This is a genomic window from Zongyangia hominis (assembly GCF_014385095.1).
In the GTDB taxonomy this organism is placed as follows: Bacteria; Bacillota; Clostridia; order Oscillospirales; family Ruminococcaceae; genus Zongyangia; species Zongyangia hominis.
On sequence record NZ_JACRTC010000006.1, the window covers coordinates 14,798 to 29,927 of the forward strand.

Sequence of the window (15,130 nt, forward strand, 5' to 3'; positions counted from 1 at the left end):
GTGGGAAGATCCTGCCACAAAAAGTTCTATTCTAAATTCTGGATCTGTTCCCTGATCTTCTCGATCTCGCTCTTGACATCCACCACAATCCGGGCGATCTCGCTGTCCTGGGCCTTGGAACCGATGGTGTTCACTTCCCGGTTGACTTCCTGCACCAGAAAGTCCAGCTTGCGCCCCACCGGACCGCCGGCGGAGAGGATCTCCCGGAACTGGCCGAGATGGCTATGCAGGCGCACCGTCTCTTCGTTGACCGCCACCTTGTCGGCGAAGATGGCCGCCTCGGTGATAATCCGCTGCTCGTCGAAGCGGTTGTCCCCCAGGACCTCCGTCATCTTTTGATAAAGCCGGTCGTAATATTCTTTGACGGTGGCGGGGGAGCGCTCCTCCACCCGGGCCACCTGTTCCTCGATGAAGTCGAGCCGGGAGCGGATGTCCTCCGCCAGACGCCCGCCCTCTGTTTCCCGCATGGAGAGAAACGCGGCCACCGCCTCGTCGGCCACCTGGCGCACGCCGTCCCAGATGACACTCTCGTCCTCCACGTTTTTGCGCACCGTAAAGATATCGGAAAAGCGGGAGATGGAGGATAAGCTCAGATCGTCGGTGAGGTCGAACTTTTCGCTCAGCTCCCGCAGCGCCTTTACATAGGAACGGGTGAGATCATGGTTGATCTCCACCTCGGCGCTTGCTCCTTCCAGCGTCAGGATGGTCACGCCCACGTCGATCTTCCCTCTGGATACCCGCTGCTGCAAATAGCTTTTGATCTTTTCCTCCAGATAACCGTAGACCCGGGGCACCCGGGCGGAAAACTCGAAGAACCGGTGGTTGACGGATTTGATCTCAAATAGGATATCCCTGCCGTCGATGATTTGTTCGCTCCGGCCATAGCCGGTCATGCTTCTGATCATGATATTTTGCCGCCTTATTCCCTTTATTTTGAACCATTTGATTGCAGAATAAAATATACCAATCTATATTTTACTATTGTTGCGCGTGATTTGTCAACGTAAACGCGCCTTTTCCTCCCGCTTTCTCCCACGGGAAGGTCCGCCATCGTCCCTATACTTTCCGCCACTCCATGGCGATCTCCCTTTCCCCGGTGTCGGGCTCCACCTCCCGGCCCGTCTCGAAAAAGCCCTGTCTGCGGTAGAAGGCTACGGCCCGCTCGTTTTTTTCGTACACATGCAGCCGCAAAACGGCATAGCGGGACTTGAGTTCCGCTAACAGCCGGGCGCCGACGCCCCTGCCCCGGGACCCCTGGGCCACAAATATTCCCGCGATATAGTTTCCCTCCGCCAACCCCAAAAATCCCAGGAGCTCCCCCTCCTCCTCGTATACGAAAACCTGCGCTTCTTGAAGCGCCAGGCCCACCGCCTCCCGGTGGCCGCGCCAATAGGATGCCGGCAGAAAGGGGTGGGCCTGCAAGTTGCCTTCCAGCCAGATGTTTAGCACCCGCTCCCGCATCCCACCGCTGTAACTGAGAATGGCCATATTGTCGCCCTCCTTTGCAAAGTAAAAAGAAGCGCCCCGGTATAAACCGGAGCGCTGACGTTTGCGTATCTGATTACACGGGATGCACGTTGTTTTCTCTGTCCGCATGAGCGGCGTCCACACCGTACTTTTTGTCCCGGCGTTTCTCGAAGAATTTGGTTGCCACCTGGCCGAACTGCGCGTAGCTGAGGACATCCTCCTCCTGCTCGTAGAACTCCTTGGGGAATTCGGCTTTGAGCTTCTCCAGTTCCGGCTCCAGCAGATCGGCGGGACGGCAGTCGATGGGCTTCTCGTCGCCGATGATCTTCTTGCGGAAAGCGGGGTCGATGGGAACCGGGGTCTTGCCGTACTCGCCGCGCACCAGGGCTTTGAACTCCTTGGTGACCATCTTGTACCGCTCGCCCATGACGACGTTGAACACCGCCTGGGTACCCACGATCTGGGAGGACGGGGTGACCAGCGGCGGGTAGCCGGCGTCTTTGCGCACTTCGGGCACTTCGTGGAGAACCGCGTCGAGCTGATCCTCTTTGCCCGCCTGTTTGAGCTGGGAAATCAGGTTGGAGAGCATGCCGCCCGGCACCTGATAGAGCAGGGTGTTGGCGTCCACGCCCAGCACCTTCGGGTTGAGTAAGCCGTTTGCCAGATATTTCTCACGCAGCTTGACACAGTGCTCGCGCACGATGTTGAGTTTCTTCAGATCCAGGCCCGTGTCGTACTCGGTGCCCTGGAGAGCCGCCACCATGCTCTCGGTGGGGGCGTGGGAGGTGCCCAGCGCCATGGGGGACATGGCGGTGTCGATGATGTCGACGCCCGCCTCGATGCCCTTGAGCAGCGCCATGGAGGCAAGTCCGGAGGTGTAGTGGGTGTGCAGCTGCACTGGGATCTTGACTGTCTCTTTGAGGGCCTTGACCAAATCATAGGCCATGGTCGGGGTGATGAGCGCCGCCATGTCCTTGATGCAGATGGAGTCGGCGCCCATGTCCTCGAGCTCTTTGGCGTAGTTCACAAAGTACTCGATGTTGTGCACCGGGCTCAAGGTATAGGAAAGGGCCGCCTGCAGGTGCGCGCCTTCCTTCTTGGTGGCGCGGACCGAGGCTTCCAGATTTCTCTTGTCGTTGAGGGCGTCGAATACGCGCAGGATGTCCACGCCGTTGGCCACGGATTTCTGGACGAAATATTCGACCACATCGTCCGCGTAGTGGCGGTAGCCCAGCATATTCTGGCCGCGGTACAGCATCTGTACCTTGGTGTTCTTCATGTAGCTCTTGATGACTCTCAGTCTCTCCCAGGGGTCCTCGTCAAGGAACCGCAGGCAGGCGTCAAAAGTCGCTCCGCCCCAGGCTTCTACCGAATAAAAGCCCACGTCGTCGATGGCCTTGAGCATCGGTTTCATATCGTCAAGCGTCATGCGCGTGGCAATCAGGGACTGGTGAGCATCACGAAGAATGGTCTCGGTAATTTTTACTTTTCCCATAATGTAAAGCTCCTTTTCCGCCGCTGCGTGTCGGCTGATCTGAAGTTTGGAAATTCTCTCATCACACGCAGCGATAATGATGGAGAGGGCCGCTCCCGAAACGGGCGGCTCGGGGGGCCGGACGATGGGACGCCCGGACGCCGGCTGCTAGCCCAGCGTTGCGATCAGGTCGTTGGAGTTGACCGTGTCGCCCTTCTTGACACTCAGGCTGGCAACGGTGCCGTCGCAGGGAGCCATGATCTCATTTTCCATCTTCATGGCCTCGAGGATGACGATGATGTCGCCCTTGGCGATCTTCTGACCGACGGAAACTCTGACATCCAGAATGGTGCCGGGCATGGGAGCGTTAATCTTGGTGCCGCCGGCGGCCACGGGGGCTGCTGCCGGTGCGGGAGCGGGGGCTGCTGCGGGAGCAGGAGCTGCCGCCGGTGCGGGAGCGGGGGCTGCTGCGGGAGCAGGAGCTGCCGCCGGTGCGGGAGCGGGTGCCGCGGCGGGGGCCGGAGCGCCGGCTGCGATTTCTTCTACGGCGACGTCATAAGCCTGGCCATTGACCGTTATATTAAATCTTTTCACAATAAATCCTCCTTTTTTGTTGCGAGGGGGTTCCTCGGTTACATGGGTATGTTGCTGTGTTTTCTCGGCAGACCTGTCACTCTCTTGCCAGCGAGCATGTCTAACGTAGAGAGCAGCACGCTTCTGGTGGCGGCAGGATCAATGATATCTTCAATATAACCGTCAGCCGCCGCAGTGTAGGCGGATGCGGTGGTTTCTTTATACTCGTTTTCGGCGTCGGCTCTGGACTTGTCGGCGGTAATTTCCGCTCCCAGGCCAAAGGCGACCGCGGTCTTGGGCTCCAGGGCGCTGATGACGGCACAGGGCCACGCGTAGGTGACGTCCGCGCCGGCGTTGGTGCCCGCCAGCGCTATGTAAGCGCTGCCGTAGGCCGCGCCCACAATGACGCTGACCTTGACGCAGGTGGCCTGCGCGTAGACGTGGGCGAGCTTGGCGCTCTCTCTCACGGCGCCGGCCAGGGTCTCTTCGCCGCAGGCTTTGAAGCCCTCGGTGTTGACGAAGGTGATGACCGGAATCTGGTAGGCGTCGCAGATGCTCACCAGTCTCGCGATCTTGGCGCAGTCGTCGCGGCCCAGTTTGCCGTTTGCAGCGACGGCGCCGCAGGTGAAGCCGCCCATGGTGGCCAGAGCCGCGACAGAGTCGCTGCCGAAATCCTTTTGCAGTTCGATGACGCTGTTGGCGTCAAAGACGCTGTCCAGGATGGCTCTCATGTCGGCGTCGGCGATGTTCTCGCAGGCGGCGGCCAGCGCCGCGCCCGCGTCCGCTTCGGAGAAGTCGCAGACGGGGGAGGCCGCTAAGTTGTTGAGTGGCAGCATGGAGATGAGGTTTCTCGCCGCGCCGATGGCTTCCGCCTCGGTGGGGAGGACCAGATGAGCCGTGCCGGATTTGGCCGCGTCGGCCGCTTTGCCGGCGTCGCCGGCTCCCGCAGCGCTTAAGAAGAACTCCGCGTTCTCGCTCATGACGACGAAGTCGGCGTTGCAGGCGATCATGGCCGCGGTTCCCGCGCAGGTGCCCAGCACCAGGGAAACCTGGGGCACAACGCCGGAAATGTTGCTCGACCACTGCAGCATGTCGCCGTAAGCGGCCAGCGCGTCGTTGCCCTCGGACAGGCGCGCGCCGTTGGAATCGTAGATCCCGATGACCGGAGCGCCGGTCTTGGCGGCCAGCTCATAAACTTTTTTGATTTTTGCGGCGTGGATTTTGCCCACCGCGCCGCCTGCGGACTCGATGTCCTGCGCAAAGGCAAACACCGGGCTGCCGTCGATCGCACCGTAACCGGTGACGACGCCAGCGCCCTTGTCGCCCACTTTGGCAAATGCGTCGAGCTCGACAAAGCTGTTCCCATCAAAGAGAAGGTTCAGTCTTTCCCGAGCCGGAGAAGCCTTTACCGCCGCCGCGCGAGCATCCGCAAGAACTTTGGATTTGCTTTCGGTACTCATCTTTGTTCCTCCGTTTCTCTCACCATGAAATCTAAGATGATTGAATCATTTGATCACCATATCTTTACGTTTCTCCGCTCGAGGACCTCCTATCAAAGCGGCCCATTTCCCTAGAAAACCGTAATCAATGAATATTATACACTCTCGTTAGATAAATAACAAGCTCTTTCTAGCGGGTTTGTCCACATTTTTTGCGGGTTTGAAAGAATTTTTCGATGTCGATTTCCTCATGCCCGAAGTCCTTAAAAAATTCCAGCTTTTTTAACTTCTCCAAGGGAAAGCGCTCCCCAAACCGGGCTATTTTGACGCCGTGGGAGGAGCAGTAGTTCCACGCCCCCCGGATGAGCCCGTCGCCCAGCGCCCCCTCCAGCCCGGGAGCGGTAAAGAGGTCCAACATCACCGCTTGTCCGCCCCGCACGCAAAAGGCCGCGCCGCCTAAGGGTTCCTCCCGGTCCGCCGCCCAAAAGCACTGGGCGTCCTCCTCGCCGACGCCCATCTGGGCGAGGAGCTTGTCCCGCGTTTCATCCCCGGCAATTTTCATCTCAATCATGTTTTCCCTGCCTCCTCACGGGCACCGGACGCGCGCCGGAGGCGGCGTTGCGGAGCATGATGATTTCGTTGAGCTGCAAATGCCGCCACTTGCCCGGGCGGAGCATCCCCAGCTTCAGGGGCCCCACCGAGATGCGTTTGAGGCGGGCGACTTCCAGGCCCACGGCCTCGCACATCTTGCGGATCTGCCGGTTGCGCCCCTCTCGGATGGTGATGACGATGACCACCCGGCCCGGCTCCTTGGTCACTACCCGCACCTGGGCGGGCAGGGTCTTTTTGCCGTCGATGACCACGCCCTCGGCAAGCTGGGCCGCCTGGGCGTCGCTGAGGTCGGGGCGCACCGTCACCCGGTAGCTCTTGGCCACACTGTGGCGGGGGTGCATCATCATGTTGGCAAACTCCCCGTCGTTGGTGAGCAGCAATAGCCCCTCCGAGTTCATGTCCAGCCGTCCCACCGGGTAGACCCTAACCCCCACGTCTTCGACGAGCTCCGCCACGCATTTGCGGCCCTGTTCGTCCTCCATGGTGGTCACATAGCCCCGGGGCTTATAGAGCATGATGTAGACGCTCTGCCGGCCCCTGTCAAATTCCACGTTCTTGCCGTCCACAGCGACCATGTCCTTGCGCACGTCGATCTTGTCGCCGACCTGCGCCTTGCGGCCGTTCACCGTCACCCGGCCCGCTGCGATGTATTCTTCCGATTTTCTCCGGCTGGCTACGCCCGCCTCAGAGAGGAATTTTTGCAGTCTCGTATCTCTTGCCATCGATTGTTTCCTTTCCCTTTTGTGTCCTGGTTCTTTATGCGCTACTTGGCGCTTTCCTCATTCGTCTTTTTGTTTCCTCCGGTGAGCCAATTCCAAATCTTGCCCCAGAAGCTCTCCTTGGGCTTTACCTGCAAGGCCGCCGCCGACTCCTGGGTCACTAAGGCCGTCCGGCAGATCTCCGCCCCGTCCAGGGTGTAGACGAGATTCCCCGCCACCTGTCCGGCCGCCACCGGCGCGTAAAGGAAGGGGGAAATCTCCACCCGCCGCTCCACCCTAGCGAGCTCCTCGTCGGTCAGCGGCGCTTGGGAAGGAGCCGCCGGGGCGACGGACACTTCTTCGAGGCCCCCGCCCACCACCGGCACCGACTGCGGCGCGGCGCTCTGGTCCAGATTCCGCAGCGGCAGGGCCTTAAAATACTCCTCGTAGAGCTTCTGGTGGACGTTCCAGTCGTCGGCCGCGCCCAGCGTCACGCAGATGAGCCCCACCCCGTCACGCTCGACCGCCGAGACCAGGCACCGCCCGGCCACCTTGGTAAATCCGGTCTTGACGCCGATAGTCCCCTCGCAAATGTCGAGGAGCTTATTGTGGTTTTTGAGCCATCTGGCGTAGGGCGGGTTGCCGTACTCCACCTTGGCACGGTAGGTGCCGCAGATTTGGGCGAAGTCCGGGTTTTGCAGGGCAACGCGCGCTAGGAGCGCCATGTCGTGGGCCGTGGAGTAGTGCCCCTCCCCATCGAGGCCTGAGGGGGTGACGAAATGGGTGTTTGTCAGCCCCATTTCCCGGGCCCGCTCGTTCATCCGGCGGACAAAGGCCTCTTCGCTCCCCGCGATACGCACCGCCGCCGCGCCCGCGGCGTCGTTGCCGGAGGAGAGAAGCATCCCGTAAGCGAGCACCCGCAGCGTCACCTGGTCCCCGGCGCACAATCCCATGGAGGAGCCCTCCACCTGGATGGCGGAAGCGTCCACCTCAAAATACCGGTCCAAATCCGGCTGCTCCAGGGTCAGGAGCGCCGTCATAATCTTGGTGGTGCTGGCCATGGGAAGCTGCTCCTCCCCATCCAGGGAGTAAAGCACCCGCCCCGATTCCATTTCGATGACCACCGCGCCCTTGGCGTCGGGAGTAAAAGCGCAGGCCCCCAGCGGAAAGGAGGCCGCGAGAAGAAGGGCCGCCGTCACAGCGGCCAGCCATTTTTTCAACATAGAGAAAACCACCTGCCTCGGTTTTAGTCTATGCGACCGGCGGCTTTCCCATGCGTAAAGCGATGCCGGCGGCTTTCCTTCCGCCGGCATCGCTTCAAAACGGACAGCGGGCTATTTTTCGTCCTGCTTGTCCGCCGTTTCCTCGCCCTTTTTCTTATTGTCCTTACTAAAGAGGCCGGACACCTTGTCCACCAGGTCGGGCACCATATTGACCAGCCGGTCCCCCGTGTTATTGGGCGCCGCCAATTGGAGCAGACGCACCTCGCCCCCCGATACGACTAAAAAGCCGATGGGGCTAATGGAGACGCCGCCGCCCGAGCCGCCGCCGAAGGTCTCCTTGGGGTTTTGGGTGGGCCAGTCGGAGCCCCCCGAGCCAAAGCCGAAGGTCACCTTGGACACCGGAATGATGAGGATGCCGTCCGGGGTGGTGATGGGGTCGCCGATGATGGTGTTGACATCCACCAGCTCCCGCAGTTTCTGCATCGCCGTGTTCATGAGTCCCTCTATGGGATGTTCTGCCATTGTACTGCACCGCCTTGTCTTGTTGGTTTGGAGCTTTGCTGTTTCATCATATACTTGAGGAGCTTCCATCCGATTTGCAGGCCCAGCCAAAGGGCCACGCCGGGACGGAATCTCGCTTTGAGCCGCAGTTTATAGATGTCCCCGCCCTCGTACCGGGTAAAATCGGGAACGATGGAGAGGGCGCGGATACGCACATCGAGAAGGTTTCGAAGACACGCCAGCGCGCCGTAGACGATGCCGTTTAACTGTCCATAGCCCACCGCCGTCTCATAGGCGTCCTCTCTGATAATTGTGGCACGAAAGTCCACATCGTAAACATGTAGGTGTCCGAGCGCCTTTTTGAGCGCTCCCCCCGCGTCCTTGACAATCTCCCAAAGGAGGGGGAGCATGTCCTTTTTCTTTTCCTTTTTGTCCTGCGGTTTTTCCTTCTCCCCTTCCCCCTCCTTCCGGCGCTTGGCCGCCTTGGGGGGCTTCTCCGCTTTGGGCTTTTCGGGGTAAATTTGAAAGCGCAGAAACAAATAGGTGATTTTGAGGGAGAGGGTTTCGTCAAAGACAAGATGGGCTTTCACCGGCATCCAGAGGAGGAATGCCAAGAACACAACGATACCCAGGGTGATCCATAGTCCGATCATCGTTCTCCCCCCTGTTTTGTTATGACTGCGCCTCCTCGAGGCTTTCTTCCGGCTTGTCCGGCTCCACGCCGTCCCCCGGCCCCTCCGCCTGCTCCTCCTGCCGCCGGGGCTGGGGCAGCTCGTCGATGCTCGACACCCCGAAGCAGCGCAGGAAATTGGCGGTGGTCCGGTAGGCGATGGGACGCCCCGGCAGTTCCAGCCGCCCGGCCTCCTCCACCAGCCCCTTTTCTACCAGGGAGCTGACCACGGAAGAGCTGTCGATGCCGCGGATTTGCTCGACGAAGCTGCGGGTCACCGGCTGGTTGTAGGCGATGATGGAAAGGACCTCCATGGCCGCCTGAGACAGCGGCACGTTGCGCCGGATGTCCAGCGCCTTTTTGACATAGGGCGCGTACTGCGCCTTGGTGCAAAGCTGATAGGCGTCGCCCAAGCGCAGCACCTCCAAGGCGCTGTCCGCCCGCTCATATTTATCCCGCAGCCGCTCGATGAGCCGGTCGACGAGGGGCTGCTCCACCTCCAGCGCCTGGGCGAGGCGTTCCGCGGAAATGCTTTCGCCGCTGGCGAACAAAATCGCCTCCAAGGCGCCCTCTAACATACTGATTTCCAAGATGTATTCACCGCCGTTTGTGGGTAGTATTGAGCGTAATCTGCTCGTTGTCGTCGCTGATGCGCACCCGGCCCGATTTGGCCAGCTCCAATACCCCCAAAAAGGTGGCCACCAGTTCCGAGCGGTCCTCCCCCCGCTCGAAGAGGGAGTGAAAGCGCAGGCTGCTTTTTTCATAGAGCCGGCGCAGGATAAACAGGATACGGGAGGAAACCGACACCACCCTGCGGTGGACGATGCCCGAAAAGGCCGTCACCGGCGGAGGCAGCTTCCGCCCCAATTTGCCCAGCACCGCGTCGTAGGCCTTCTGCAGATCCACAGGCGGATGGGAACGGGTGTAGAGCATGTCCACCGGCAGGGGCTGGGGCGCGCGGACAAAAATGTCGCCGCTTCGGTTTTGTAGGAAGAGTTCCCGGGCGATCTCCTTGACCGCCTGGTATTCTAAGAGCTGGCCGCTCAGTTCCCGCTTGAGCTCTTCCTGCTCCTCTTCATGGCGGGGCAGCAGGGAGACGGTCTTGATGTGGACGAGTCTGGCCGCCATCTCCAAAAACTCGCTGGCCACCTCCATGTCCTGGCGCTGCATCTGCTCGATGGCGCCCAGGTACTGTTCCAGCAGGGCCGAGATTTCTATGTCGTAGATATTGAGCTTGTGCTTGGCGATCAAGTGGAGCAGCAGGTCCAGCGGGCCCTCAAATTCCTGCAGTTTAAATAACAGCTTTTCCATGCTTACATAAACATCTTCGCGATGACGTCGACGAAGGAGGAGAAGAAATTAATCAGCCACATCACCTTGTCCGCCAAAAATCCCAGCACCCCGTCGAGCGCGCCGGTGAAGAGGAGGACAAACAGTCCGAGCACGATGTACCGCTCATATTCCATAACCTTAAAATAGAGGCGCTCGGGCAGAAAGAGGGTGGCGATGCGGGAGCCGTCCAGGGGCGGCACGGGAATCAGGTTAAACACGGCCAGGGAGACGTTGACCCAGGCCATGGTGGAAATAATGGTGAGAATCACCTGCAAAAACCACAGGTTCCCCATCCCATTGAGCACAAAGGTGTAGGCCAGTATTTTGTAGAGGATGGTGAGGATGAGAGCCACCACCACATTGGAGGCGGGACCCGCCAGCGCGGAGAGCGCCATGCCGTTTTTCCGGTTTTTGAAGTTATAGGGGTTGATGGGCACGGGCTTTGCCCAGCCGAAGCCGGTGAGCACCAGCAGCACGGTGCCGATGGGGTCTAAGTGGGCCATGGGGTTGAGGGTCATCCGGCCCTGCCACCTTGCGGTGGAATCCCCCATCTTGTTGGCGGCCCAGGCGTGGGCGCATTCATGGATGGGAAGGATAGCGAAGGCCACCAAGGCCCTGGAAAAGAACAGCAGCATCATCTGCTGAAAATCCATGTTGCGGAAAAAGACCATGAAAGCAACTCCTTTAAGAAAAACCGGCGTCTCCCCCAAGAGAAACCGGTAAAACATTCAAATTTAAGGGCAGTCCCAGTACTTCATTATTATACAGAAGGGGGGTGTAAAATACAAGGGAAAGCCGAAAGGCGGGTGAAACTTTACGGTTTTTTAAAATTTGGAAGGTTTTTCAAAAGAAAAGCCTTGCTTTTGTCGAGGAAATATGATAGGATACAAACGTTGACTCTCTGTTAGCAAAAGGAGGTGCAGACACATGGCTAAATGCGACATCTGCGGAAAAGGTGTCACTTTTGGAATTAAGGTTTCCCATTCTCACAGACGTTCCAATAGAGCTTGGAAGCCCAACATTAAGCGCGTCAAGGCGATTGTCGACGGATCTCCTCGCCACATCTACGCCTGCACCCGCTGCCTACGTTCCAATAAGGTGACCCGCGCTGTTTAAGAGAAAACAGATTACAAAAGGACGATCCTGTGGGGATCGTCCTTTTTGATGTCCGCTCCCCTTCGGTTAAAAACTCCCCGGGGATTTTCTCTTAAAAAGCTCGTCCACTGCCCAAAAGCGCCCGGCTAAAATGCCGGGCGCTTTTTCGTTAGTGCTGTATTTTTCTCGACTGCCGGTCCTCCGGGCGTCTTTACAGCGCTGTGGTTTACCAGTCCCCTGGTACCGCACAGACGTTTTTGCCGTCGCAACCCCCGGTGTCCTATGTGCGCCCCGCGCAAATGCTTTGCAAACGGAGTTCATTCCTTCTCGTCGGGCCGCCCCATCTCCTCACGCAGCTTGGTGCGGGAGATGATCTGCGCGGCGAGCATGCATAGAAACAGCGCGATGGAAAGATAGGGAACCGCCGCCGGAAAGACAAAGGCCGCCACAAAGCAAAGCACCAAAAGCGCCAGCGGAACCAAATATAAGAGGATGACCACCCTCTGCCATTTGCTCATGTTCTAGCCCCCTTTTGTCCTATTGTAGCACCCGGCGCTTTTTTGCGCAAGAAAGGGGGGCGCGGGACAAAACCCGCGCCCCCCTTTGGATGACGAAATTCTGCGTTAAAGCCGTGAGAAGCCATAGCTATTGACAATCGCGTCGATTTTAAGCCGCTTTTCACACAGCGGGCAGTCGTGGTTCGAATAGACCTGGTAGTCGGGGATGTCGTCCATGCCGAAGATGCTCTCCACATAAATCCCGCCGATCTCCTCGATGACGCTAAAGAGCGAGCAGATGCCCGACACCTCGCCGCCGTAATATTTGATACAGTCCAGCGCCCGGTTGATGGTCTTGCCGGTGGTCACCGACGCCACCAGCAGCAGCACGTTTTTCTGCCAAATCATCTGCTCGGTGTTGTCTCTAAAAAGCATCTGGTTGCTGGAGTTAATTTCCGGTGTGATGACGAAAATATCCTTGCCGATGTTGATGCCCACCACTGTGGACTGCGTCAGCTCCTCCGCCAAAAACGCGCCCACCACCTCGGTGCCGTCCAGGCAGACGATGGTGTCGACCGCCTTGTTCATGCACCGTTCGGCCAGTTCCTTGGCCACGTCGTGGGCCATGTTGGCCTGCGTCTTGGGGGACGTGATGTCAATATAGTAGTTGACATGGGAGTGGCTGGTGGCGAAATGGCCCGGTACCGCCCGGATGACAATCTTCTTGTTGTTTTGGGCCTTGATTCGAATGGCTCGCAGTTCCATAAGTCTCCTCCTTTTGATCGCTTTGGGGCCGACTTTTCCGTTCTTTAGTTATATTGTACTATAAAGGGAATTTTTGTCAACGTGATTCGTGCAATTTGTTCTAAAAAAGTAACCAAAAGTGCCTGGACATCTCTGTTCATCCTCACCATTTATTCCCTTTTTTTAAAAGAAAAGTGCCGTGAAAATTCACGGCACGGGTATGTAAGCTTTGAATTTAGCCCTTGAGTTTGACTGCGGTGCCGTAGGTCATGACCTCGGAGCAGCCCTGCATGATGGAGGAAGTGGAGATGAGCAGCCCCACAATGGCGTCGGCGCCCAGGGCCTCGGCCTGCTGGACCATCCGGGAGAGCGCGATTTCGCGGGCCTGGTCCATCATCTCGGTGTAATCCTTGATTTCGCCGCCGACCATGCTTTTAAATCCGGCCATAAAGTCCTTGCCGATATTCTTGGACTGGACGACACTGCCTCTGACAAAGCCTACCACCTGGTCGATCTCTTTGCCGGGTACGGTATGGGTTGTTACAATTATCATGGGGAGGTACCTCCTGATTTGAGTTTCGCCGCGGCCGAAGGCTTTAGCATATTTATTGTAGCACGAAGGCGGGGATCATGTCTAGCATTCCCGTCCCCTATTTCTCTTTTTTCTGGCCAAATTTGTACTCGGTCCCCGCGAAAATCCGCTTGATGTTTTCCCGGTGGAGGTAGAGGACGATGATCCCGATGAGGGCGGCGAAGAGGGTGTTGATGAGCGCCGGCTCCCCGCTGACTTTCAGCACAATATAGGTGACGATGGGGTAGGAAACGGCGTCCACAATGGAGCCTAGCGACACCATCTTGGAGATGCCGAAGGCGATGAGAAATTCCACCAGCAGCACCGCCAGGGTGATGGGGTTGATGACCAGGATGATACCGGCGGAGGTCAACACCCCCTTGCCCCCCTTAAAGCCGAAGTAGAGCGGATACATGTGGCCGAGAAGGGCAAAGAGGCCCGCCACATAGGCCCCGTCGAAGGCGGTGACGCCAAAGAGGCTGAAGAGGTAACGCCCCAGCAAGACCGCCACCACCCCTTTGGTAAAGTCGCCGAGCAGCGTCAGCGCCGCCGGGAGCTTGCCGAAATTGCGCAGGACATTGGTCATGCCCGCGTTGCCGCTGCCGTAGTCCCGCACGTCCTTTTTGGAGTAGAGCTTGCTGACGATGACAGCGAAACTGATGCTGCCCAGGAGATAGGCGCACGCCGCTGAAGATAAAAGCGCCCACAGTGTGTTCATCGAATCGACCTTCCTTCTTCGGACACGCCCTGTCCGTTAAAATGTCATCCGTCCCACGGGCGGATTATTTGTCACCCCGCTCCCGCACGATCATACGGATGGGGGTACCGTCGAGCTGGAATGTCTCGCGGATCTGGTTTTCCAGGTACCGCTGGTAGGAAAAGTGGAACAGCTCCGCACGGTTGACAAAGCAGACAAAGGTGGGGGGCTTGGTGGAAGCTTGGGTCATGTAGTAGATTTTGAGCCGTTTGCCCTTATCGGAGGGCGGCTGCACCCGGGCGGTGGCATAGGCGAGCATGTCGTTGAGCATGCCGGTGGTGATGCGCATGGAGTTTTTCTCGTGGACGTGGCGGATGAGGTCGTAGAGCTTCTCCACCCGCTGTCCGGTCAGGGCGGAAATGAAGAGGAACGGCACATAGGACATGAAACTGAAGTCGTTTTCCAGCTTCTTCTGGAACTCCTTCATGGTGCTGCCGTCCTTGTCCACCGCATCCCACTTATTGACCGCCACGATGCAGGCCTTGCCCTGCTCGTGGGCGTAGCCCGCCACCTTGGAGTCCTGCTCGGTGAAGCCGGTGGTGGCGTCGATGACGATGACCGCCACGTCGGCCCGGTCCACCGCCATATAGGCCCTGAGCACGCTGTATCGCTCAATGGCCTCCTCCACCCGGCTCTTTCTGCGGATGCCGGCGGTATCAATAAATACATATTTGCCGTGTTCGTTTTCTATGACCGTGTCGGTGGCGTCCCGGGTGGTGCCGGCAATGTTCGAGACGATCACCCGCTCCTCCCCGGCAATGCGGTTGATGAGGGAGGATTTGCCCACGTTGGGCTTTCCGATGACCGCCACCCGGATATAATGGTCCCCGTATTCCTCCCCCTTCTCGAAGTCCAGATGCTCAAACACCGCGTCGAGTAAGTCGCCGGTGCCGTGGCCGTGGACCGAGGAGACGGGGACCGGGTCGCCCAGTCCCAAATTATAAAACTCGTAAAACTCGGGGGGCACGTCCCCCAGCCGGTCGCATTTGTTGACGCACAGCACCACCGGCTTGCCGCTCTTTTGGAGCATGGTGGCGATGTCGGCGTCGTTAGCCGTGATACCGGCAGCCAGCTCCACCACCAGGATGATGGCGTCGGCCTTTTCAATGGCAAGCTGGGCCTGGCGGCGCATCTGGGACAGGATGACGTCGTCGGCTCTGGGTTCGATGCCGCCGGTGTCCACCAGCATGAATTCTTTGCCCCGCCATTCACATTCGGCGTAAATCCGGTCCCGGGTGACTCCGGGGGTGTCCTCCACAATGGAGAGGCGCTGGCCGATCAGTTTATTAAAGAGGGTGGATTTGCCCACATTGGGCCTTCCCACCACCGCTACCAAAGGTTTCGCCATAGTTTCTCCCTTCTATTCAAAGCCCCGCGGACGCGGGACGGTGTTTCCTCTGTTTTCCGGTGAAAGGGCCCCGCCCGCCACTCATCGAGCGAAGTGCGAGATCATTCCCCCTGGTTTCCGGCGAAAGGA

19 protein-coding genes are annotated in these 15,130 nt (G+C 58.7%); 1 reads left to right on the forward strand and 18 read right to left on the reverse strand.

What is annotated here, in order from left to right; translation table 11 throughout:
• Positions 1-26: 26 nt before the first annotated feature.
• The 13 genes from H8709_RS08830 to H8709_RS08890 all read right to left on the reverse strand — a co-directional run bounded on the left by H8709_RS08830 (position 27) and on the right by H8709_RS08890 (position 10,660).
• The gene (locus H8709_RS08830) at positions 27-905 is read right to left on the reverse strand and encodes a YicC/YloC family endoribonuclease (RefSeq protein WP_262398016.1); all 879 of its coding nucleotides are present in this window, start codon (positions 903-905) and stop codon (positions 27-29) included.
• A gap of 151 nt (positions 906-1,056) precedes the next feature.
• A complete protein-coding gene (locus tag H8709_RS08835) occupies positions 1,057-1,488 on the reverse strand; it encodes a GNAT family N-acetyltransferase (protein ID WP_262398017.1) in 432 nt (143 codons plus the stop codon).
• Between the two features lie 73 nt (positions 1,489-1,561).
• Positions 1,562-2,962: an oxaloacetate decarboxylase subunit alpha gene (locus tag H8709_RS08840; RefSeq protein WP_262398018.1), complete on the reverse strand. Its 1,401-nt coding sequence runs from the start codon at positions 2,960-2,962 to the stop codon at positions 1,562-1,564.
• Between the two features lie 147 nt (positions 2,963-3,109).
• Positions 3,110-3,535 (reverse strand): biotin/lipoyl-containing protein, encoded by a 426-nt coding sequence (locus tag H8709_RS08845; RefSeq protein ID WP_262398019.1) that lies wholly within the window; start codon positions 3,533-3,535, stop codon positions 3,110-3,112.
• A 38-nt stretch (positions 3,536-3,573) separates the two neighbouring features.
• Positions 3,574-4,974 carry a carboxyl transferase domain-containing protein gene (locus H8709_RS08850; RefSeq protein WP_262398020.1) on the reverse strand — a complete coding sequence of 467 codons (1,401 nt, stop codon included), beginning with the start codon at positions 4,972-4,974 and terminating at the stop codon, positions 3,574-3,576.
• A 169-nt stretch (positions 4,975-5,143) separates the two neighbouring features.
• Positions 5,144-5,524 carry a hypothetical protein gene (locus H8709_RS08855; protein WP_262398021.1) on the reverse strand — a complete coding sequence of 127 codons (381 nt, stop codon included), beginning with the start codon at positions 5,522-5,524 and terminating at the stop codon, positions 5,144-5,146.
• On the reverse strand, positions 5,517-6,287 hold the full coding sequence (locus tag H8709_RS08860; RefSeq protein ID WP_262398022.1) for a pseudouridine synthase: 771 nt from the start codon (positions 6,285-6,287) through the stop codon (positions 5,517-5,519). The genes H8709_RS08855 and H8709_RS08860 overlap by 8 nt, the downstream gene beginning before the upstream one ends.
• A 41-nt stretch (positions 6,288-6,328) precedes the next feature.
• The gene (locus H8709_RS08865; protein WP_262398023.1) at positions 6,329-7,486 is read right to left on the reverse strand and encodes a D-alanyl-D-alanine carboxypeptidase family protein; all 1,158 of its coding nucleotides are present in this window, start codon (positions 7,484-7,486) and stop codon (positions 6,329-6,331) included.
• Positions 7,487-7,597: 111 nt separating this feature from the next.
• The gene (gene ytfJ, locus H8709_RS08870; RefSeq protein ID WP_262398024.1) at positions 7,598-8,008 is read right to left on the reverse strand and encodes a GerW family sporulation protein; all 411 of its coding nucleotides are present in this window, start codon (positions 8,006-8,008) and stop codon (positions 7,598-7,600) included.
• On the reverse strand, positions 7,990-8,640 hold the full coding sequence (locus H8709_RS08875) for a DUF2953 domain-containing protein (protein WP_262398025.1): 651 nt from the start codon (positions 8,638-8,640) through the stop codon (positions 7,990-7,992). The genes ytfJ and H8709_RS08875 overlap by 19 nt, the downstream gene beginning before the upstream one ends.
• A 19-nt stretch (positions 8,641-8,659) precedes the next feature.
• Complete coding sequence (gene scpB, locus H8709_RS08880) at positions 8,660-9,247, reverse strand: SMC-Scp complex subunit ScpB (protein ID WP_262398026.1); 588 nt, start codon at positions 9,245-9,247, stop codon at positions 8,660-8,662.
• A gap of 7 nt (positions 9,248-9,254) precedes the next feature.
• Positions 9,255-9,968 (reverse strand): segregation and condensation protein A, encoded by a 714-nt coding sequence (locus tag H8709_RS08885; RefSeq protein ID WP_262398027.1) that lies wholly within the window; start codon positions 9,966-9,968, stop codon positions 9,255-9,257.
• A gap of 2 nt (positions 9,969-9,970) precedes the next feature.
• The gene (locus tag H8709_RS08890; RefSeq protein WP_262398028.1) at positions 9,971-10,660 is read right to left on the reverse strand and encodes a site-2 protease family protein; all 690 of its coding nucleotides are present in this window, start codon (positions 10,658-10,660) and stop codon (positions 9,971-9,973) included.
• Positions 10,661-10,916: 256 nt separating this feature from the next.
• Here H8709_RS08890 and rpmB point away from each other — a divergent pair, with 256 nt between their 5' ends.
• Positions 10,917-11,105: a 50S ribosomal protein L28 gene (gene rpmB, locus H8709_RS08895; RefSeq protein ID WP_262398029.1), complete on the forward strand. Its 189-nt coding sequence runs from the start codon at positions 10,917-10,919 to the stop codon at positions 11,103-11,105.
• Positions 11,106-11,401: 296 nt separating this feature from the next.
• Here rpmB and H8709_RS08900 read toward each other — a convergent pair whose 3' ends face one another.
• The 5 genes from H8709_RS08900 to der all read right to left on the reverse strand — a co-directional run bounded on the left by H8709_RS08900 (position 11,402) and on the right by der (position 15,001).
• Complete coding sequence (locus tag H8709_RS08900; protein ID WP_262398030.1) at positions 11,402-11,602, reverse strand: hypothetical protein; 201 nt, start codon at positions 11,600-11,602, stop codon at positions 11,402-11,404.
• A gap of 105 nt (positions 11,603-11,707) precedes the next feature.
• A complete protein-coding gene (locus H8709_RS08905) occupies positions 11,708-12,346 on the reverse strand; it encodes an orotate phosphoribosyltransferase (protein ID WP_262398031.1) in 639 nt (212 codons plus the stop codon).
• Positions 12,347-12,560: 214 nt separating this feature from the next.
• The gene (locus tag H8709_RS08910; RefSeq protein WP_262398032.1) at positions 12,561-12,878 is read right to left on the reverse strand and encodes a YbjQ family protein; all 318 of its coding nucleotides are present in this window, start codon (positions 12,876-12,878) and stop codon (positions 12,561-12,563) included.
• Between the two features lie 97 nt (positions 12,879-12,975).
• Positions 12,976-13,614, reverse strand: coding sequence for a glycerol-3-phosphate 1-O-acyltransferase PlsY (plsY, locus tag H8709_RS08915; RefSeq protein ID WP_262398033.1), 639 nt, complete (start codon positions 13,612-13,614; stop codon positions 12,976-12,978).
• Positions 13,615-13,678: 64 nt separating this feature from the next.
• Positions 13,679-15,001, reverse strand: a complete 1,323-nt coding sequence (gene der / locus H8709_RS08920) for a ribosome biogenesis GTPase Der (protein WP_262398034.1) — start codon at positions 14,999-15,001, stop codon at positions 13,679-13,681.
• Positions 15,002-15,130 lie beyond the last annotated feature (129 nt).